The 18960-nt window shown below is 66.9% G+C and carries 14 protein-coding genes and 1 pseudogene; 2 read left to right on the top strand and 13 right to left on the bottom strand.

Annotation, left to right across the window (positions count from 1 at the left end; genetic code table 11):
- Positions 1-275 precede the first annotated feature (275 nt).
- The 3 genes from GJA_RS14295 to hppD all read right to left on the bottom strand — a co-directional run bounded on the left by GJA_RS14295 (position 276) and on the right by hppD (position 4304).
- Positions 276-1646, bottom strand: coding sequence for a glycoside hydrolase family 99 protein (locus GJA_RS14295; protein WP_144241544.1), 1371 nt, complete (start codon positions 1644-1646; stop codon positions 276-278).
- Between the two features lie 338 nt (positions 1647-1984).
- Positions 1985-3184 carry an amino acid aminotransferase gene (locus GJA_RS14300; RefSeq protein WP_038493288.1) on the bottom strand — a complete coding sequence of 400 codons (1200 nt, stop codon included), beginning with the start codon at positions 3182-3184 and terminating at the stop codon, positions 1985-1987.
- 43 nt (positions 3185-3227) lie between these two features.
- The gene (gene hppD / locus GJA_RS14305; protein ID WP_038493290.1) at positions 3228-4304 is read right to left on the bottom strand and encodes a 4-hydroxyphenylpyruvate dioxygenase; all 1077 of its coding nucleotides are present in this window, start codon (positions 4302-4304) and stop codon (positions 3228-3230) included.
- Positions 4305-4503: 199 nt separating this feature from the next.
- On the opposite strand from hppD, the gene GJA_RS14310 reads away from it, so the two are divergent.
- Positions 4504-5022: an Lrp/AsnC family transcriptional regulator gene (locus GJA_RS14310; RefSeq protein WP_038493291.1), complete on the top strand. Its 519-nt coding sequence runs from the start codon at positions 4504-4506 to the stop codon at positions 5020-5022.
- On the opposite strand, the gene GJA_RS14315 is transcribed toward GJA_RS14310, so the two are convergent.
- Complete coding sequence (locus GJA_RS14315) at positions 5023-5637, bottom strand: S41 family peptidase (protein WP_242404545.1); 615 nt, start codon at positions 5635-5637, stop codon at positions 5023-5025.
- Between the two features lie 81 nt (positions 5638-5718).
- A pseudogene (locus tag GJA_RS28715) lies at positions 5719-6024 on the bottom strand (hypothetical protein); the annotation flags it as partial.
- A gap of 340 nt (positions 6025-6364) precedes the next feature.
- Between GJA_RS28715 and GJA_RS14320 the strand changes: the two are divergent.
- Positions 6365-6949, top strand: coding sequence for a malonic semialdehyde reductase (locus GJA_RS14320; protein WP_197539838.1), 585 nt, complete (start codon positions 6365-6367; stop codon positions 6947-6949).
- A gap of 254 nt (positions 6950-7203) precedes the next feature.
- On the opposite strand, the gene GJA_RS14325 is transcribed toward GJA_RS14320, so the two are convergent.
- The 8 genes from GJA_RS14325 to GJA_RS14360 form a co-directional block, all read right to left on the bottom strand.
- The gene (locus tag GJA_RS14325) at positions 7204-9270 is read right to left on the bottom strand and encodes a TonB-dependent receptor domain-containing protein (protein ID WP_242404547.1); all 2067 of its coding nucleotides are present in this window, start codon (positions 9268-9270) and stop codon (positions 7204-7206) included.
- A gap of 98 nt (positions 9271-9368) precedes the next feature.
- Entirely contained in the window at positions 9369-10157 is a 789-nt protein-coding gene (locus GJA_RS14330; protein ID WP_242404548.1) for a 2,3-dihydro-2,3-dihydroxybenzoate dehydrogenase, read from the bottom strand.
- Complete coding sequence (locus GJA_RS14335) at positions 10157-10984, bottom strand: ABC transporter ATP-binding protein (RefSeq protein ID WP_051780879.1); 828 nt, start codon at positions 10982-10984, stop codon at positions 10157-10159. The genes GJA_RS14330 and GJA_RS14335 overlap by 1 nt, the downstream gene beginning before the upstream one ends.
- Positions 10984-12060 (bottom strand): FecCD family ABC transporter permease, encoded by a 1077-nt coding sequence (locus GJA_RS14340; RefSeq protein ID WP_144241545.1) that lies wholly within the window; start codon positions 12058-12060, stop codon positions 10984-10986. Before GJA_RS14340 ends, GJA_RS14335 begins: the two co-directional genes overlap by 1 nt.
- The gene (locus tag GJA_RS14345; RefSeq protein WP_081905418.1) at positions 12057-13094 is read right to left on the bottom strand and encodes a FecCD family ABC transporter permease; all 1038 of its coding nucleotides are present in this window, start codon (positions 13092-13094) and stop codon (positions 12057-12059) included. The genes GJA_RS14340 and GJA_RS14345 overlap by 4 nt, the downstream gene beginning before the upstream one ends.
- A gap of 54 nt (positions 13095-13148) precedes the next feature.
- Positions 13149-14084: an ABC transporter substrate-binding protein gene (locus GJA_RS14350; protein ID WP_197539796.1), complete on the bottom strand. Its 936-nt coding sequence runs from the start codon at positions 14082-14084 to the stop codon at positions 13149-13151.
- Positions 14081-14968 (bottom strand): siderophore-interacting protein, encoded by an 888-nt coding sequence (locus tag GJA_RS14355; protein ID WP_051780881.1) that lies wholly within the window; start codon positions 14966-14968, stop codon positions 14081-14083. Before GJA_RS14355 ends, GJA_RS14350 begins: the two co-directional genes overlap by 4 nt.
- Complete coding sequence (locus tag GJA_RS14360; RefSeq protein WP_038493295.1) at positions 14965-18960, bottom strand: non-ribosomal peptide synthetase; 3996 nt, start codon at positions 18958-18960, stop codon at positions 14965-14967. The genes GJA_RS14355 and GJA_RS14360 overlap by 4 nt, the downstream gene beginning before the upstream one ends.

An 18960-nucleotide genomic window follows, 5' to 3' on the forward strand; every position in this document is an offset into this window, starting at 1 on the left:
ACCCAGGCGATGAGTTGGTGTTCCTCGATTCATGATGATCTTTTCATAAAAATCCAGGTGGCGACCGCCGGCCGCCACCGCGCAGCTGCCCGGCGCTGCCCCGCCCTACCCGTCGGCGCCGCCATCGCGATGCAGCACTTGCGATGGCGGATGCCTTGCTATTCCATATTGCTATTTGGAAATATTCTGGACGCGATCATAAAACAATCTTTCGATGTTGCGTCGCACAATACAAGACATAGGAAACCATCGCCGCCAATCTTGCCGAGTAATCATCACTGACTGATCGGGCGATCCGGTGCCAGCGTGCTCTTGCCCTGCAATACCTTGCCGGCCTCGGTCGCCAGGCGCAGGTAGAAATCGCTGCTCAGGCTTTCGCCGTCGGCGTCGAGCGGCGTGAACGGGCCGCGCGGCTTGCCTGGCTCGTACGGGCTCGGGCTGGTCGGAATTTCGACCGGCTCGAAGGCCTTGCTCGGCGCCACCTTGTACATCGCGGTCGCTTCGTCGACTTCATCGAACATCGCGCCGAAGAAGGTGTTGGCGCCGGCCGAACGGGCTTCGTAGAACTGGGTCCACCAGAAGCGGCCGCCGACGCGCGGCTGGCCATGGGTGCCTGGATAGATCACCGGGATGTAGCGCTTGCCGATCCGGCCGGCTTCGGCGATATCGGCGTCCATTACGCTCTTGCGGTAATTACGCGCGCCCTGCTGGTCGCGGAAGCGCCCCACCAGCCATGGATTGATCGCATCGAAACGGCGGTACACCGCGGCCCAGGCCGGATCAGGCGAGGAATCGGCCGTCAGCGTGCGCCAACGCGACGGCACGCCGCCGATCACATAGGCGCGCTGGTTGGCCGGCGCGTCGCGCTGGAACCAGTCGAGCAAGGCGTTGGCGGCGGCCGGCGTGGCCGGCCGGTTGGTAAAGCCGAAACCCCACAGTTCCACCACCGGCAAGCCGCCCTGGTGCAGATAGCGCGCCGACGACAGCGAACCGTCGGCGGCCAGCGCGGCCCAGTGATCCTTGACGTTCTTGACGACGTCGGCATCCTGGGCGCCGCTGGTGTCGTATTCGACCGCCCAGACCCGGCCGTGCGCCTCGGCGGCGGCGCGCACATTGGCGGTGACGCCGTCGCGGAAGCGGCGGTTGACCGATCCCGGCTTGATTTCGCTGACGAATTCCTGCAGCAGCACGCCGTCCAGGCCATAGTTTTTCATCCATTCGAAATGGCGCTTGACGGTGGACGGGTTCCACGAACTGTACAGCACGGCGGGCGTACCGTCCGGCATCGTGAAGCCGGTCTTGCATTGTTCGGATACCGGAATGTCGCGCATGTCGGGCCACATGTCGACCGTCACATTGCTGGCCGCCGGCGTCGCGCCTGGCGCCCAGTGACGCCAGCCATTGCCGGCGATATCGATCGGCGAGCCGTCGCCTTCGCAGGCGAACCAGCCCTGGTAGCCGAAGATCAGCTTGTTATCCAGCGTGCTGGCGTCGACCGCCGGAGCGGCCTCACTGCTGGCGGCGCCGGCTTTCAGGCTGGTGTCCTGGCCGCTATTGCCGGCGCTGCCGCCGCACGCGGCGAGCAAGCCGGCCGACAAGGCCATGGCGATGACGCCAAGGCGGTAACTTGATTTTCCTGGTTTCATGGTTTTGTGGAGATATCAGGTGGCGACGCCGCCACCGCGCAGCTGCCCGGCGCTGCCCCGCCCTACCCCAAATATTTCCATATGGAAATATCACAACTGGGATCATAAACAATATTTTCCTGTTGCGGCGAATAATATCGCCACAGGAAACAATTATTGTAAAGTTAGCAGGAGATGCTTCAGGCAACTGCGGCGACGGCCATCGCCGGCAGGTAGAGAGCGAGGAATTCAGGCGGCATGCGGCGCGCGCGGCCGCTGCTCAGTTCTCTGCATACCAGCTCCCGGCGGCCACGCATGATGGTGGCCTGGTCGCTATCGCGCACCGGCTGGAAGCGGTGTCAGCGCCGGCGCAGCACTTGTCCGATCGCGTCGGCCGCCGGGGCGATGGTTTCCTGGGTCAGCGCGGCCAGGCAGACGCGGCCGGAATCGAGCAGGTACAGCGCGAATTCATCGCGCAGGCTGATGGCTTCGGCTTTGCTCAGGCCGGTGTAGCTGAACATGCCGGTCTGCTTGTGCAAATAGCTGAAATCGAAACCCGGCACGCGGGCGCACAGCGCGTCATGCAAGCCGCTGCGCATGGCGATGACGCGCTGCCGCATCGCTTCCAGTTCGGTGCTCCACTCGGCGCGCAAGGCCGGGTTGTCGAGCACCCGCGCGATGATGCGCGCGCCATGGATCGGCGGGCTGGAGTAATTGCGGCGGATGGTCGCCTTCAATTGCCCCAGCACGTTGGACGCTTGTGCGCTGTCGCCGCACACCACGTTGAGCGAGCCGCAGCGTTCGCCGTACAGCGAAAAATTCTTCGAGAAGGAACTGGCGGCCAGCAAGGCCACGCCTTCGCTCGCGAAGTGGCGGATCGCAAACGCGTCTTCGGCGATGCCCTGGCCGAAACCCTGGTAGGCGATATCGAAGAACGGCAGCAAGCCGCGCCGCTTGACCAGCTGGCACAGTGCGCGCCATTGGTCCGCATCGAGGTCGGCGCCGGTCGGATTGTGGCAGCAGGCGTGCAGCACCACCACGTCGCCGGCCGGCAGTTTTTCCAGGTCGGCCAGCATGCCGGCGAAATCGATGTGGCCGGTGGCCGCGTCGAAATAACGGTAGCTCGATACCGGCAGGCCGGCGCCGTTAAAAATACTGTGATGATTGTCCCAGGTCGGATCGCTGACCCAGACCCGGGCTTGCGGAAAATAATGCGCGAGGAAGTCCGCGCCCACTTTCAGCGCGCCGGAACCGCCCAGCGTTTGCGCCGTGGCGATGCGGTCGTCCAGAACGGCGCCATGCTCGGCGCCGAAGATCAGTTCGCGCACCGCGCGGCGATAGGCGGCGTTGCCTTCCATCGGCAGATAAGGGCGCACGCCGAGATCGGCGGCCAGGTCGGTTTCAGCCTTCAACACCGCGCGCATGGCGGGCATCTTGCCTGCCGCATCGAGGTACACGCCGATGCTCAGGTTGATTTTATTGGCCCGCGTATCCTTGCCGAAGTTTTCATTGAGCGTCAGGATAGGATCGCCAGGATAGGCTTCAACTGCTGTAAACATGTGTTTCCCTTATCTGCATGCGCACGGCGCAGCCATGGGTGGATCAGGAAGTTTTCAAGACACCGCGCTGGATCTGGTCGCGCTCGATCGATTCGAACAGCGCCTTGAAATTGCCTTCGCCGAAACCATCGTCGCCCTTGCGCTGGATGAATTCGAAGAATACCGGGCCCAGCACGGTATTCGAAAAAATTTGCAGCAACAGGCGATTGCCTTCCGCGCCGGTGTTGCCGTCGAGCAGGATACCACGGGCTTGCAAGTCCGGCACGGATTCGCCGTGATGCGGCAGGCGTCCTTCCAGCATTTCATAATAAGTGGCCGGCGGCGCCTTCATCAACGGCAGGCCGGCCGCCTTCAACTGGTCCAGCGTGCCGATCAGGTCGTCGGTGAACAGCGCGATGTGCTGGATGCCTTCGCCATTGAACTGCATCAGGAATTCCTCGATCTGGCCGGAACCCCTGGACGACTCCTCGTTCAGCGGAATGCGGATCTTGCCGTCCGGCGCGCTCATCGCTTTCGACGTCAGGCCGGTATATTCGCCCTTGATGTCGAAATAGCGCAGTTCGCGGAAATTGAACAGTTTTTCATAAAACGCCGCCCAATAACTCATGCGGCCGCGGTACACATTGTGGGTCAGGTGGTCGATCACGGTCAGGCCGGCGCCTTTCGGGTTGCGCTCGACGCCTTCGATGAATTCAAAGTCGATGTCATAGATCGACTTGCCTTCTTCAAAACGGTCGATCAGGTACAGCGGCGCGCCGCCGATGCCCTTGATCGCCGGCAGCCGCAATTCCATCGGACCGACCGGCATGTCGACCGCCTGCGCGCCCAGTTCCAGCGCGCGGCGATAGGCTTGCTGCGCATTCTTGACGCGGAACGCCATGCCGCAGGCGGACGGACCGTGTTCGGCGGCGAAAAAGGCGGCGGCGCTGCCCGGTTCGTTATTGACGATGAAATTGATCTCGCCCTGGCGGAACAGGGTCACGTCTTTCGAGCGGTGGCGCGCCACCTTGGTGAAGCCCATCGTTTCAAACACCGGCTCCAGCACGTTCGGCACAGGCGATGCGAACTCGACGAACTCGAAGCCCATCAGGCCCATAGGGTTTTCAAACAGATCAGACATGGCGTATTCCCGGATTAAGCCAACAAAGTAGGACCAGACCGGCGCCAGGAACGCGTCCTGTCCTGCGGCTGGGGAGTTGAAATTATATTGCGCACTCGCCGCGAAAAGTGCGCATCCTGATCTCTCCCCACCACAAGTTACACACAAAATGCGCATCAAAGCGCTATGATGTGATTATTTTAAATTCCAGAATATCGCCATGACAAGCATTACCGTAGACCGCCACGACCTGGAGATCCTGGCCGAGCTGCAGCGCGACGGCCACCTGACCAATAGCGCGCTGGGCGAGAAGATCCATTTGTCGACGTCACAGGTCGGGCGCCGCGTGCAGCGGCTGGAAGAGGCGCGCGTGATCGACCACTACGCGGCGGTGCTGGACCCGCTGGTGGTCGGCCTCGGCGTGATGGCCTTCGTGCAAGTGACGCTGGACCGGCACGGTGCCAACCGCGGCGAACTGTTCGAGCAAGCCGTCGCGGCGTTCCCGGAAGTGCTGGAATGCTTTTCGGTGACCGGCGAAGCCGATTACGTGGTGCGGGTGGTGTCGCACGACCTCAGCTCGTTTTCCGAATTCATCATGGACAGCCTGCTGCGGATTCCCGGCGTGACCAACGTCAAGTCGAATATCTCGCTAAAGAAAATCAAGCAAGTGGCGATCCTGCCGCTGGACCATATCTCGCAGCCGAGGCCATCGAAACAGCGGGTGCTGTTCAGCGCCTGATCAAGGATGCCCGGCGATCAGCGCCATCGCCGCGGCCCGTTCTTCGCCGGGCGCGGTCACGACATCCGGCTGCACGCCCTTGCCTTCCCAGCCTTCATTGGTATTGGGTGCAACAATCATCTTGGTCGGCAAGAACATGCTCAGCTTGCTGCCCAGTTTCTCTAATTCGCCGGCAATCCCGGCGCCCGCCGTCACCTGGCCGATAACGGTCGCGCGTTTCAGGTGCTGCATCGCATATGCAAAACCTTCGGTGGCCGAGCCGGTGTCCTTGTCGACCAGGATGTACAACCTGGCATCGGGCAGACGCCGCCCGGGGACAAAGGCATAGGTCCATTCCTGCTGGCTGTAGGCATTATTCTTGGTATAGCCATAAAGATAATACTGCTCGTCGCCAGTCTGGTAAAAATAAGACGCCAGGAAGCGGCCGATTTCGCCGTCGCCGCCCGGATTGCCGCGCACGTCGATAATGACATTCTTCGCATTGGCCGCGAGCGCCATGGCGCCTGCCGCGGCGCCGAACGTACCGTCGCTGGCCTTCCAGCTCCCCTTGGAACGGATGTAGGCGGTGCTGGTGTCGAGATCCAGTTGCACCGACTCAAAACCCTGGCTGCTCATTTTTGCCTCTCCGGCAGGCGATTTTTCCTGCATTTTCTTTTGCAGCAGTTCATCGCAAAAGATGTGCAGGTGAACATCTTTGTGAACGCTGCGCAAGTCCGCAGTGAGCCGCTTGGCAAGCTCGCAATGATCAAGCTGATGGTAATGGCCGGCTTTTTCCGCAAGCGGCAATTGATCCGCATAACGCTGGGCAATCTCCGGAAACGGATACGAAGCGAGCAGTTTTTCACGAATGACATCGAGCACCGCATGCACGTTCTGGTCGGAAACCGTATTATCTGCGGCAGCGGCAAACTGAGGAAAAACGCCGATAGTGAGCATTGAAAATGCCAGCAAGCGGCTGGCTTGAATCAGCTTGGGTGTATGCATCGTATCAATAAAAATCATTTCACATCGATCAACGCCTGCGTTGCCTGTTGCGGCTTAGCGGTACGCGCGGCGAACCTGAGGGGGACATGACGACATGTCCGCCAACATATGAATTATATGAAGAAAAGCCTGAATGACGCACCGGCCTCCGACAGAATGCATTTTCATGGCATCGAAATGCAGGCCAGCCGTATCAGGCGGCGTTTAGCGCGCCCAGCAGTCCTTGAACGCATATGCCTAATCCGGATAAGCTAGCGCGGCATGATTCGTTCACGCGGCCCGGCCGGGCGGGCTATAGTCGTCGCACAGTATTGCCGGCCCCGCCCCCGCCCTCTCGACCAAGGAAAGCATAATGCCTATCGCCCTGCATGATACCGCCCTCGACCAATTGTTCCGCAAGGCCCGCAGCGTCAGCCGCTTCCAGGACCGCGCCATCGACGACGACACCATCGCCGAACTGTACGACTTGCTGAAATGGGGGCCGACCGCCTTCAACGCCCAGCCGGGCCGCTACGTGGTGCTGCGCTCGGATCAAGCCAAGCAGCGGCTGGCGCCGGCGCTGTCGTCCGGCAACCGCGACAAGACCCTGGCCGCGCCGGCGGTGGTCATCGTCGCGTACGATCATCAATTCTTTGAACACTTGCCGCAGCAATTCCCGGCCTATGACGCCAAGCCGCTGTTCGTAGCCAATCCCGGCCTGGTCGAGCCCACCGTCTTGCGCAACGGCTCGCTGCAAGGCGCCTACCTGATCCTGGCGGCGCGCGCGCTGGGACTCGACGCCGGGCCGATGTCAGGTTTCGACGCGGCCGCCGTCAACCGCGAGTTTTTCCCGGATGGCCGCTACCGCGCCAACTTCATCGTCAACCTCGGTTATGGCGAGCCCGATTCGACCTTCCCGCGCGGCCCGCGCCTGAGTTTCGAGCAAGCGGTGAGCGTGCTGTAAGCCCTGACCATGGCGGCGCCGGGATCATGCGATAAGGGGTGGGCGACCATGCAGAATTCCAGCCCTGGATGGTTGGCCGCCAGCGCGCGTATATGGTAGGAGCCAGCGTCGGTCTTGGGGCCGAAAGGCAGGCCGAGAAAGATGCTGCTGCGGTAGCGGGTTTGCTGCTTTCTGCTGATCAGAAACATCGCAGAATTACGCAAGAAATCGTCCAGGGCCGCCATGTCATGCTCCCTTGCAGATGACAATACTTCCTAGAACCGCGAATTCAAGCCCAGCCACAAGCGCCGGCCCTCATCCACCAGCCAGTTGCCGTTGATGGTGGCGCGCGGCCGGCGGTCGACGTCGACCACCTTGTCGCTGGCGTTCAGCAGCGAGGCGTTCAGCGTCAGCGTCTTGCTGATGTTGTAGGTCGCGCCGAGGTCGAAGGTGGTGGCGCCCGGACGCGTGCGCACGCCGGCGCCGCCATTGCGGTACGCGGCCCAGAACTGTTCGCTGACAACGTTGACGCGCACAAACGACGACAACGCGTCGGCCGGCTGCCAGTCCAGCTTCAGGTTGGCCGCATGTTTGGGCGTCTTGTCCAGCGGCTGGCCTTTCAGGGAACTGCCGTTGAACGCCATTTCGCCGTCGCTTTCGCGCCTGGAATCGGTGTAGGTATAGTTACCCGACAACTTCCACGCCTTCGTCAACGGCACTGTCGCGCCGAATTCGAGACCGCGGAGATTCACCTTGGCGATATTGTTGTAGGTGTACAAAGGCAAGCCGGTCAAGGGATCGTTGCGACCCGCATAGTCGCTGACGATCTTGTCCTTGAAGTCGTTATTGAACACCGTCACGCTGGCGCTGACGCCGTCCGGGGCGTCGTAGCGCAAGCCGATTTCCTGGTTGACGCTGGTTTCCGCCTTCAAGTCCGGATTGCCGTACAAAATGCCCGGCATCGACGTCGGGCCGCCGCTCGAAATTACGTGATCGGCGGAACTCTGGCGCAGGTTGGGCGCGCGGAACGCCTTGGCGACGCCGCCGCGCAAGGTCAGCAGCGGCGACAACTGGTACACCGCATAGGCGCGCGGATTGACATGCCGGCCATACTTGTCGTCGTGATCCAGGCGCAGGCCGCCGGTCAGCGACAGCTTGTCGGTGACGAAATACTCATCCTCGGCGAACAAGGCCCACGACTTGCGCGTGATCGACGCCGGATTGACATGCGTCAGCGGGGTCTTGCCGATGCGGGCCGGACTCTCGGCGGCGGTGCCATCAAGTTCATTATGCGCATACTGGCCGCCGATTTTCAGGATATTGCTGGTGAACGGCAGCATCGCCTGCGCATCGAGCAGGGTGTTGGTGATCTTCGGGTTCGACGATGACGCTGCAAAGCCCGCCGGGCCCAGCGTCTTGCTGCTGGCCTTGCCGATTTCCTGATACAGGCTGAGGTCGGTATTGCCGAAAGCCCAGCGGCCGGCATGGCTGGCCGCCCAATGCGTGCGGGTGTCTTCCGGTACCGTCTGGCTATCGCCGGCCGCCAGCGTTTTACCCGGCGTATAAGTACGTTTCAAGCGTTCCTGGCCCGCTTCCAGCGTGATGTCCTGGTTGCCGGCCGGCTTGATGGCCAGCTTGGCGCCCAGCGAGCTGGTGTCGGTGCGGGCGGTGCCGTCGATCACCTGGTCTTCCTGGCGCTGGTTGACGCCGCCATACAGTTGCAGGCCGACCACGTCGTCCTTGAGCGGTCCGGCAAAATAAAAGTCGCCCTGGTATTGATTGCCCAGGTTGGAGCGGTCTTGTTGGATGGTGCCGGCATTGAGCGCCCCACCCCAGGTTTTTGCCACTTTGCGCGTGATGATGTTGATCACGCCGCCGATCGCATCGGAACCGTACAGCGACGACATCGGACCGCGCACCACTTCGATGCGCTCGATGGCCGCCAGCGGCGGAATCAGGCTGGACTGGATGCCGCCGGTGCCGCGCGAGCTGGTTTCGCGGGTGCCCTGGCGCTTGCCGTCGACCAGGATCAACGTGTATTCGCCCGGCATGCCGCGAATCGAAATGTCCTTGGCGTTATTGTCGCCGCCGACGATGCTGACGCCTTCCAGATGGCTGACGGCGTCCTGCAAATTGCTGAACGGCTGCTTTTCGAGCTGCTCGCGGGTAATCACGGTAATCGACGCCGGCGCTTCCTTGATCTGCTGTTCGTAGCCGCTGGCGGTGACCACCACCTCTTTCAAGGCAATTTCGCGCTCGGCCGGCGCCGCGACGGCGGCCGGCACGACGCCGCCGCACAAGGCCGGCAATGCCAGCGCATATTGCATGGTACTTTTTTTCAACGTCAACTTCATGTTATAGAACTCCCTTGCAGTTTGGATGAATATCTTTTTAATACATTTTTATGAATCCAGGCCCGCTCCAGCCGAGCCCAGATGAGCTAGGCGCCGAGCGTGGCGCCGCCGTCCACGCACAGCTCATGCATCGTGATATGGCGGGCCCGTTCGGACGCCATGAACATGACGGCATCGGCGATGTCGGCGGCATCGGCGATGCGGCGCAGCGGGATGCCGAGCCGGAACTGCTGCAGCGACCCGTCGATGATCGCCTGCTTGTGGGCGTCGCTGGTCCATAGCTGGCGCTGCATCGCGGTATCGGTCGATCCCGGCGACACCACGTTGCAGCGGATGCCGTGCGGCGCCAGTTCCAGTCCCAGGCAGCGCGTGAAATGCGCCGACGCCGCCTTGGACGCGGCATACGCCGCCATCTGCTGGCGCGGCACCGCCGACGCGTTCGACGCCACCGTGACGATCACGCCGCGCCGGCGCGGCACCATGCGGCTGGCGACGGCCCGGCACAGGCGGAACACGCCGCCGACATTGACGCTGAAGGTCCGTTCCCAGTCGGCGTCGCTGCAATCGAGCGCGGCGCCTGGCCGCAAGATGCCGGCGGCATTGACCAGCACTTCCACCGGTCCCAGCTCTTGCTCGACGCGCGCCACCGCCGCGTTCACCGCCGCGCTGTCGGCCACGTCGACCGCCAGCGCCAGCAGCGGCGCGCCGCTGCCGGCCAGCGCCTGCGCCTGTTGCTCCAGCGCGGCCGGCTGGACATCGAACAGCGCCAGCCGGGCGCCCTGCAGCGACATCGCCTGCGCGACCGCCGCGCCGATGCCTTGCGCCGCGCCGCTAATGAGCACGACCTTGCCTTGAAATTCCATATGACGTTCCATTACTTTCCTTGATTGATTAATCTGAGCTGGCGGGATTGCTCCAGCGGCGCCGCCGGCACCACCACCGGCGCGCCGTCGCCCGGCGCCGACAAGACGTCGGCGTCGACTTGATACAGTTGCCGCACCAGTTGCGGCGTGACGATCTCGCGCGCCGCGCCGCTGGCCAGCACCCGGCCGTCGCGCAGCGCCACCAGCGTGTCGGCATAACGCGCCGCCGCCATCAGGTCGTGCAGCACCATCACCACGCCGCGTCCGGCCGCCGCCAACTGGCGGATGCGGTTGAGCACATCGACCTGGTGGCCCAGGTCGAGCATGCTGGTCGGCTCATCGAGCAACAGCAGCGGCGTCTCTTGCGCCAGCACCATCGCCAGCCAGCAACGCTGGCGCTGGCCGCCGGATAACTGTTCCAGCGGACGCTGCGCCAGCGCCGTCACATCGGCCGCCTGCATCGCCTCGCGCACCGCCCGTTCATCGTCGGCCGACCATTGCCGCAGCAAGCCCTGGTGCGGATGGCGGCCATAAGACACCAGGCCGGCGACGCTGATGCCTTCCGGCGCTTGCGGCGCCTGCGGCAGCAAGGCCAGGCGCCGCGCCGCCTGCTGCGGACGCATCCGCCACAAGTCGTCGGCCCCGAGCCGAACGCTACCCTGGCTCGGCTGGTGCAGCCGCGCCATGCAGCGCAGCAAGGTCGACTTGCCGCAACCGTTGGGGCCGACGATCACCGTCACCTTGCCCGGCTCGATGGACAAATCGATGCCGTGCAATACCGGCGTTTTTTGATGGCAGGCATGCAGATCCCGCACCGTCAGTGTCTGTTGATCCTTCATCACATTTCCTTGTTCCGCTCACTCAGTAACAGCCACAGCAGGAAAGGCCCGCCCAGCAGGTTGCAAATCACGCCGACCGGCAATTCGGCCGCGCTCAGCAGCACCCGTCCCAGCGTGTCGGCGCCGCTCACCAGCAAGGCGCCGACCAGCGCCGCGCTGAACAAGGCGATGCGGCCGCCGCCGACCAGCCGTTCGGCGACAAACGGCGCCGCCAGCGCGACAAAGGCGATCGGCCCGCACACGCCGACCGCCAATCCCGCCAGCAGCACCGCGGTCAGCAGCGCCTGCCACTGGGTGGTCCTGACCGGCAGGCCGAGGCTGCCGGCAATCTCCAGGTCGAAGCGCAGCAGCGCCAGCCGCCGGCTGCACAGCAACGTCAGCGGCAGCAACAGCAGCAAGCCGGCCGCCAGCGGCGCCGCGGCGGCGTATCCACGGCCGTTCAGGCTGCCGATGCTCCATGCATACAGCGCGCTGGCGTGCATCAGTTCCTGGCGCGACAACGCCAGCTCGGTCACCGCGCGCAACAGGCTGGCCAACGCCAGGCCGACGATCAGCAGGCGCTGGCCGCGCCGTCCCAGGTTGCCGGCAGCGATCAGCAACAGCACGACCGCGCCCAGCGCGCCCAAGGGGCCGACCCACCACGGACCGAACATGCCGCTGGCGCTGCCGATCAGCGCGACGAACACGCCCAGCGTGGCGCCGTCGGCCACGCCCAGCAAATCCGGCGTCGCCAGCCGGTTGCGGGTCAGGGCCTGGACCAGGCAGCCGGCCAGCCCTAGCGCCATGCCGGCCAGCAGACCGACCAGCAGCCGCGGCAAACGGAATTCCAGCACCAGCAATTGCATGCCCGGTGCGCCCTCGCCGCGCAGCAGCGCCAGCAATTGCTGCGGCGAAATCCAGCTCGAACCGGCCATCAGGCCCAGCCCGACAGTCGCGGCCAGCAACAGGCACAGGACGCCGGTCACCCACAGCGAACGGCCGGCATACAGCAGCGAAACACCGCCGCGCCGCCATGCATGCAAGCCAGGCTCCAGCGGCGCCGGCAGCTCCTTGCTTACGGCAAACGGCGCGCTCACAAGGCCGCTCCGCTGTGCCACGCCTTCGAGCGCGCCAGCCAGATCAGCAGCGGCGCGCCGGCCAGCGCGGTCATCACGCTGATCGGCGTTTCAAACGGCTGCACCGCCAGCCGCGCCGCCAGGTCGGCGGCCAGCAGCAAGGCCGCCCCCAGCCACGCGGCGGCCAGCAGTTGCGGCGCCAGGCCGGCCTGGCGCACCAAAAAACGCGCCAGGTAAGGCGCCAGCAAGCCGAGAAAGCCGATCGGCCCGGCCAGCGCCACCGCGCTGCCGGTCAGCAAGGTGACGCTGGCCGCGACGCCGAGCCGCACCGGCAGCGGCCGGTGTCCCAGCGAGCGGGCCATGTCGTCGCCCAGCAGCAGCGCCGACAGCGGGCGCACCAGCAGCAGCGCGCAAGCGCCGCCGGCCAGCACCACCGGCGCGGTCCACAGCACCATGTCCGGCGTGATGCCGGCCAGCGAACCGAGCACCCAGAAACGGTACTGGTCGTAACCGGCCGGCTGCGACAGCAGGATCGCCGAGCTGATGCCGATGAAGGTGGCGCCGAGCGCGACGCCGGCCAGCACCAGCCGCAGCGGCGCCGCGGCGTGGCGGCCGGTCTGCGCCACGGCCAGCACGCAGGCGTTGCCGAGCAAGGCGCCGAGTCCGGCCCACAGCAGATAGGCCGGGCCATTTTCGGCGCCGGCCCAGGCGATCCCGACCACCACGCCCAGCGCGGCGCCGGCATTCACGCCAAGCAGGCCGGGTTCGGCCAGCGGGTTGCGGGTCACGGTCTGCATCAGCATGCCGGCCAGGCCGAGCGCGGCGCCGACCAGCAGCGCCGCCGCCATGCGCGGCAGGCGCAGGCTCAGCAGCACCATCCGCACTTGTCCATCGGCGCGCGCGCCGGCGTCGCCCAGCACAAACGCCAGCGCGCGTGCCGGTTCGAGGTCGCCGGCGCCGGCCAGCAGCGAGGCCAGCGCCAGCGCCGGCAGCGACAACAGCAAGGCCAGCAGGCAGGCCCGGCGCGGCAGCGGACGCGCTAGCGCCCGCTGCACAGACACCCCGCGCGGCAGCCGTCAAACACTGTCAAGGATAAGGTCATGATGGCCTCAAGACTTGTCGAGCATGGCTTTTTCGATGTCGTTCAAGACCTCCAGCGCCGCCAGCGGACCGCCGGGGCTGGTCCACAGCGTGCCGTCGACCGCCACCATATGGCCCTTGCGCACCGCGCCCAGCTGGCGGAAAGCGGGACTCTGGCGCGCCGCCGCCAGCGCGTCGTTGGCCTGGCTGGTATTGAGCGTGCCGACGAACAGCCAGTCGGCGTCGATGCGCGGCAACGCTTCCAGGCTCAACGGCGGCGAATGGGCCACCCCGGCCTGCATCTGCGCCGCCGGCCGGCGCAATTTGACGTCGGCCAGCACCAGGCTGGCGAAGGCGTCCTTCAGCATGTAGGCCGGCCCCTGCGGATTCCAGCGCACCACGCTGACGGTGCTGTCGGCCTGTCCGCCCAGCCGGGCGCGCACGCTGTCGGCGCGGCGCTGATAGGCGGCCAGCACCGCTTCCGCCTCGGCGTCGCGGCCGACCATCGCGGCGATGCGGCGCAGCGCCACTTGCCAGCTTTCGCCCTGCCGGTAGCTGACCGCCGTCGGCGCGATCTTGCCCAGTTGCGCCAGCAATTGCGGGTCGGGCATGCTGCCGACCAGGATCAGGTCCGGCTGCGCGGCGATCACCAGGTCGAGCACCGGGCTGCCGAAGCCGCCGACGCTGGCGATGCCATGGACGGCGTTGCCGAGGTAGCGCGGCATCGCGGCCTGGCCGCGGCCATTGGTCGCGCCGACCGGCTTGAGCTTGAGCGCCAGCAGCGAATCGAGGTCGATCTCGGACAGCGCCAGCACGCGTTGCGGCTGGGCCGGCAACAGCACCGTGCGGCCGGCCGCGTCGACCACGCTGCGCCCGGCGGCCACGGCGGAAAAAGACAGCAAGGCAAGCGCCAGCGCCAGCAATGCAGTACGTATCATCGAAATCGGGTGATGGCTGGAATTCATGGTGTGGTTTCCTCGATGTTGGGGGTGGGGGCGGCGGCGTCTTCGGCCAGTTCGAACGCATCCATGATGCGGTGCCGCTCGGCGTGATAGGCCTCTTCGGTGTGTTCATCCTTCCAGTAAGGCACCGCGTACATGGCGCGGCGCGGCACGCCGCGCTCCTTCAGCAGGTATTCGCGCAGCAGCACCGTTTGCGTGCTTTCGCCGGCCAGCGTCACCGAGACCGGGCCGGCCGGCCAATCGAGCGCGCGCACCTGCTCCAGCAGCAGCGTGCTGGTCCCGGCCGGCGCGCCCTGGCGCGACAGCCAGCGCACGGCAATGCCGGGCGGATGGCGCAACGGCTGGATTTCGCCGGGATCCGGCACTTCGATCAGCGCGTCGCCGCGGGCATCGGCCGGCAAGGCGCGCAGCACCGCCGCCAGCGCGGCGAACGCGCTCGGATCGCCCAGCAGCAGGTAATAGCCGGCCTGCGGCAGGAAGCGCGGCGGCCCGCCCGGTCCGGCCACCCCGACCGCCGTGCCGGGCACCGCATGCAAGGCCCAGCTGGACGCCGGGCCGTTATCGCCATGCAGCACGAAATCGATGTCCAGCTCGCCGGCCGCGGCGTCGTGGCGGCCTACCGTGTAGGTGCGCGCGATCGGCCGCACGTCGTCGGGCGGCCACACCGGGCCGTCCGGCCCCAGCGTCGGCAAGACCGGTTCGGCCTGGCCGGGACGCGGCAGCAGCAGCTTGATGTGGGCGCCGTCGCTATGCGGCGGGAAGCCGGCCAAGGCCGGGCCGGCCAGCGTGATGCGCCGCATATGCGGCGTCAGTTGCAGCGTGCGCCGCACGCGCAGCATGCGCGGCGGCGTGCGCGCCGGTGCGCCGGTCGCAGGGGTGTCACTCATGGTCTGGTCTCCTCATCGTCTTGTTTCGTCATCGATTGAAGGCTCAGGCGCCTGGCCAGTTCGCGGCCGATATGCGCCAGCGGCGCCGGCCGGCTCATGCCGATATGGGTGCTGTCGATATCGACCCGCTCCATGCGGCCGTGCACGTACGGCCGCCAGCCCAGCCAGTCGGGCGCGTCCGGCGCGCGCCGCGCGGCGTGGAAAAACAGCAGGTCGCCATGGTAGGGCCGGTGCTGCAGCTCGCGGTACTGCAGCATGCCGTGCAAGGCGCTGTCCAGCAGCCGCGCGATGCGCGCCTGGCCGGCCGCCGCCAGCGTGCTGTCCGGCTGCTGGAAACGCGCCAGCATGGCCTGTTCCGGCAACGGCTGGCCGTCGGCGTCGAGCGGCGACGCGCCGATCACGTCCAGCAAGGTCAGCAAGGCGTCGCGCCGCTGCGGCAACGGCTTGCCGTGCCAGATATCGCTGGGATAGGCATCCATCATCGCCAGCATGCCGACCTGCTCGCCGGCCGCCTGCAGCCTGACCGCCAGGGCATGGGCGATGCCGCCGCCGGACGACCAGCCCAGCAAGTGGTACGGCCCGTGCGGCTGCGCGCCGCGCAGCAGCGCCAGGCAGGTCACGACCTGCCGCTCCACCGACGCCGGCAGCGCGCCGCTGATGCCCTGCGCCTGCAAGCCGTAGATCGGCGTGTCCGGCAATTGCATGGTCAGGCCCAGGTAGCACCACGCCAGCCCTTCGGCCGGGTGCACGCAGAACAGCGCCGGCCCGGCGCCGCGCTGGATGGTCAGCAACGGCGCAAATTCCGCGCCGGCCTCGGCGGCGGCCGGCGGCGGCGCATGGCCGTCCAGCGCACCGAGCGCCTGCGCCAGTCCGGCCACCGTGCGGTGGCGGAACAGCGCCGATACCGCCACTTCGCGTTGCAAGGCGATCCCGAGCCGGTTGGCGGCCTGGATCACTTGCAGCGACTTGCCGCCCAGCGCAAAGAAGTCGTCCGAGCGGCGCAGCGCGCCGACGCCCAGCACGTCGCGCCAGACCGCCATCACGGCCTGTTCCAGCGGGCTGGCCGGGCCGTCCGGCTGCGGCGCCTGGTGCGCCGCGTCCAGCGGCAACGCGGCCAGCGCCTTGCGGTCGATCTTGCCGTTGGCGTTGCGCGGCAATTGCGGCAAGGCCAGGTAAGCGGCAGGCAGCGCGGCGGCGGCCAGGCGCTCGGCCAGGAAGGCCCGCAACTCCGCCGGCTCCGGCGCCGGCAAGGCGGCGTCGGCCACCAGGCAGGCCAGCAGCCGCTTGCCGCCGTCGGCCAGTGCCTGCGCCACCACCGCCGCTTCACGCATGCCGGGGTATTGCAGCAAGGCCGCTTCGATTTCCAGCGGATCGACGCGGTGGCCGCTCAGCTTGAGTTCATCGTCGAGCCGGCCCAGGTAGCGCAACTGGCCGTCATGGCCCAGCAGCACCCGGTCGCCGGTACGGTAAGCGCGCCGCGCGCCGCCCGCTTCGCCGGCCAGTTCCAGCTGCACGAAACGCTGCGCCGTCAACGCCACGCGGCCCAGATAACCGCGCGCCAGCGCTCCGCCAAGCAGGCACAGTTCGCCTTCCACGCCGAATCCGACCGGACGCAGGCTGGCGTCGACCACGGCCACCGCCACGCCCGGCAAGGGCTGGCCGATCGGCACCGCGTCGCCGTCGAAGGCCAGCGCTTGCGGCCCGGCCAGCCGCGCCGTGGTGCAAATCACCGTCGCTTCGGTCGGGCCGTAGGTATTGAGCAGCACCACGTGCGGCGCCACCGCGCCGCGCCAGCGCGCCACCCGTTCCGCCAGCGCCGCCTCGCCGCCGATGATCAGCAGCCGCACGCTGTCCGGCAAGGCCGCCTCGTGCCGGCTGATGCAAAAGGCCAGCTCGTGCCAGAACGCGGTCGGCAAGTCCAGCACGCTGATGTGCAGCCGGGCGCACGCCTGCAGAAAACGCGGCAGCGATTCCAGCATGGCGTCGTTGCGCAGGATCAGGCTGGCGCCGTTGCACAGGCTCACAAAAATCTCTTCGACGCTGGCGTCGAAATGCAGCGGCGCGAACTGCAGCACCCGGTCTTGCGCCGACATCTGGTAGCGCAGCGTGGCGCCGGCCACGAAATGCGCCAGCGCGTCGCGGCCGATCATGACGCCGTTCGGCCGGCCGGTGGAGCCGGAGGTATAGATCACGTAGGCCAGCGCATCGGCGGCGACGGCAACCGGTTCCTGCATTGGCGCCGGCACGGCGGCGGCGTCATCGTCGAGGCACAGCAGCGCCAGTCCGGCGCCGGCCTTGGCGGCATGGCGGCGCAGCGTCAGCACCAGCTGCGGCCGGGCGTCTTCCAGCACGGCGGCGATGCGCAACGGCGGACCGTCCGGATCGAGCGGCACATACCCGGCGCCGGCCCACAGGATGGCCAGCAAGGCCGCCACCGTCTCCGGCGCGCGCGGCAACAATAGCACCACCCGGCTGTCCGGCCGCACGCCGCGTTCGCGCAACTGGGCCGCCAGTTGCCGCACCCGCAGCAGCAGTTCGGCATAGGTCAGCGTCGCGCCGTCCTGCTGCACGGCCAGCCGCTGCGGCGTCTCGGCGGCGTGCCGGCGCAACGCGTCCAGCACCGCTTCCGGCGGCTGCGCCAGCCTGGCGCCGGCCAGCAGCGCCGGCGCCGCCGCGTCCGGCATCAATGGCGCCGCGGCGTCGTGCGCCGGATCGGCCAGCAACGCCAGCGTCGCCAGCAAGCCGGCGTGCAGCGTGGCCAGCGTGGCACTGTCGTAGGCGTCGGGATTGGCGTCGAAATCGAGCCGCACGCCGTCCGGCCCGGGCGCCACCACGATCGACAGGTCTTCCACCGGACCGGCCGAGACCGGGTGCGCAAGCGCCGCCAGGGCGCCGAATACCAGCGGCCGGTCGAACGGCATCAGGTTGACCACCGCGCCGAACAGGCGCCGGCTGCCGTCGCCGAGGCCGAGGTCATGTTTCAAATGTTCATAACGGTAGCGCTGGTGCGGCCGCAACGCGCGCATGTCGGCGGCGACCTGCTGCGCCAGCCGGCCCAGCCCGGTATCGCGCCCGATCGGCACATGCAGCGGCACGATATTCATCGCCATGCACGGCACGCCCAGCGACACGGAGCCGAGCCGTCCCATCACCGGCAAGCCCAGCGTCACTGCGCCGGCGCCGGTCTGGCGCTGCAGCCAGGCGGCGATGGCCGCGATCAGCCAGGCGCTCCAGTCGACCCCGGCGGCGCCGGCGGCGGCCTGCCATGCCGCCAGGCTGGCGGCCGGCAAGGTGTGGCGCAGGCGGCGCACGCCATGCGCCACCGGCCGGGCCGGCGCCAGCAACACCGGCGCCGGCGCGTCCTTCAGGCGCGCGCACCAGAAATCGCGGTCGCGCGCGCGGGCGGCGGAAACCTGGTACAGCCGGTCTTCGGCGATCACCGGTTCCAGCGCGCCCGGACGCGGCGGCGGCGCCGGCCGGCCCGCCGCATTGGCCGAATACAGGTCGGCCACGCGCTGCGCCAGCAAGGCGTAGCCGAAGCCGTCCAGCGCAATATGATGGACGCGCAGGTACCACAGCGTGCGCGCCGCGCCCAGCGTCAGCAGCGCGCTGCCGAACAAGGGCCCGGACCGCAAGTCCGCAAGCTGCAGCAGGTCGGCCTGGATCCAGCGCTGCGCCGCGTCGAACGGCGCCGCGGCGGCGCTGAAATCGAGCCGTTCCAGCGCCCAGCCGCGCTCGGCGGCCGGGGTTTGCCACACTTGCGCGCCGTCGCTGGCGTAACGCTGATGCAAGGCGTCGCATTCGGCCACCGCCTGGCGCAGCGCCGCGTCGAACGCGGCCGCATTCAGCGCGCCATGCAATTCCACCGTTTCGGCGGTCCAGTAGGCCGGACTGGCGGGATCGAGCTGCTGGCCCAGCCAGATGCCGTACTGCGCGGCCGACAGCGGCAGCGCGGCCGCCTGGGCCGGGCGATCCTGGTGCGGAATATCCAT

Source organism: Janthinobacterium agaricidamnosum NBRC 102515 = DSM 9628, assembly GCF_000723165.1.
GTDB classification, from domain to species: Bacteria; Pseudomonadota; Gammaproteobacteria; order Burkholderiales; family Burkholderiaceae_D; genus Janthinobacterium; species Janthinobacterium agaricidamnosum.

Coding starts and splice junctions, on each gene's coding strand:
- GJA_RS14350 (WP_197539796.1), bottom strand. CDS start 14,084: ATGAATTCCAGCCATCACCCGATTTCGATGATACGTACTGCATTGCTG.
- GJA_RS14295 (WP_144241544.1), bottom strand. CDS start 1,646: ATGAAACCAGGAAAATCAAGTTACCGCCTTGGCGTCATCGCCATGGCC.
- hppD (WP_038493290.1), bottom strand. CDS start 4,304: ATGTCTGATCTGTTTGAAAACCCTATGGGCCTGATGGGCTTCGAGTTC.
- GJA_RS14330 (WP_242404548.1), bottom strand. CDS start 10,157: ATGGAACGTCATATGGAATTTCAAGGCAAGGTCGTGCTCATTAGCGGC.
- GJA_RS14360 (WP_038493295.1), bottom strand. CDS start 18,960: ATGGATATTCCGCACCAGGATCGCCCGGCCCAGGCGGCCGCGCTGCCG.
- GJA_RS14315 (WP_242404545.1), bottom strand. CDS start 5,637: ATGAGCAGCCAGGGTTTTGAGTCGGTGCAACTGGATCTCGACACCAGC.
- GJA_RS14300 (WP_038493288.1), bottom strand. CDS start 3,184: ATGTTTACAGCAGTTGAAGCCTATCCTGGCGATCCTATCCTGACGCTC.
- GJA_RS14310 (WP_038493291.1), top strand. CDS start 4,504: ATGACAAGCATTACCGTAGACCGCCACGACCTGGAGATCCTGGCCGAG.
- GJA_RS14355 (WP_051780881.1), bottom strand. CDS start 14,968: ATGAGTGACACCCCTGCGACCGGCGCACCGGCGCGCACGCCGCCGCGC.
- GJA_RS14335 (WP_051780879.1), bottom strand. CDS start 10,984: ATGAAGGATCAACAGACACTGACGGTGCGGGATCTGCATGCCTGCCAT.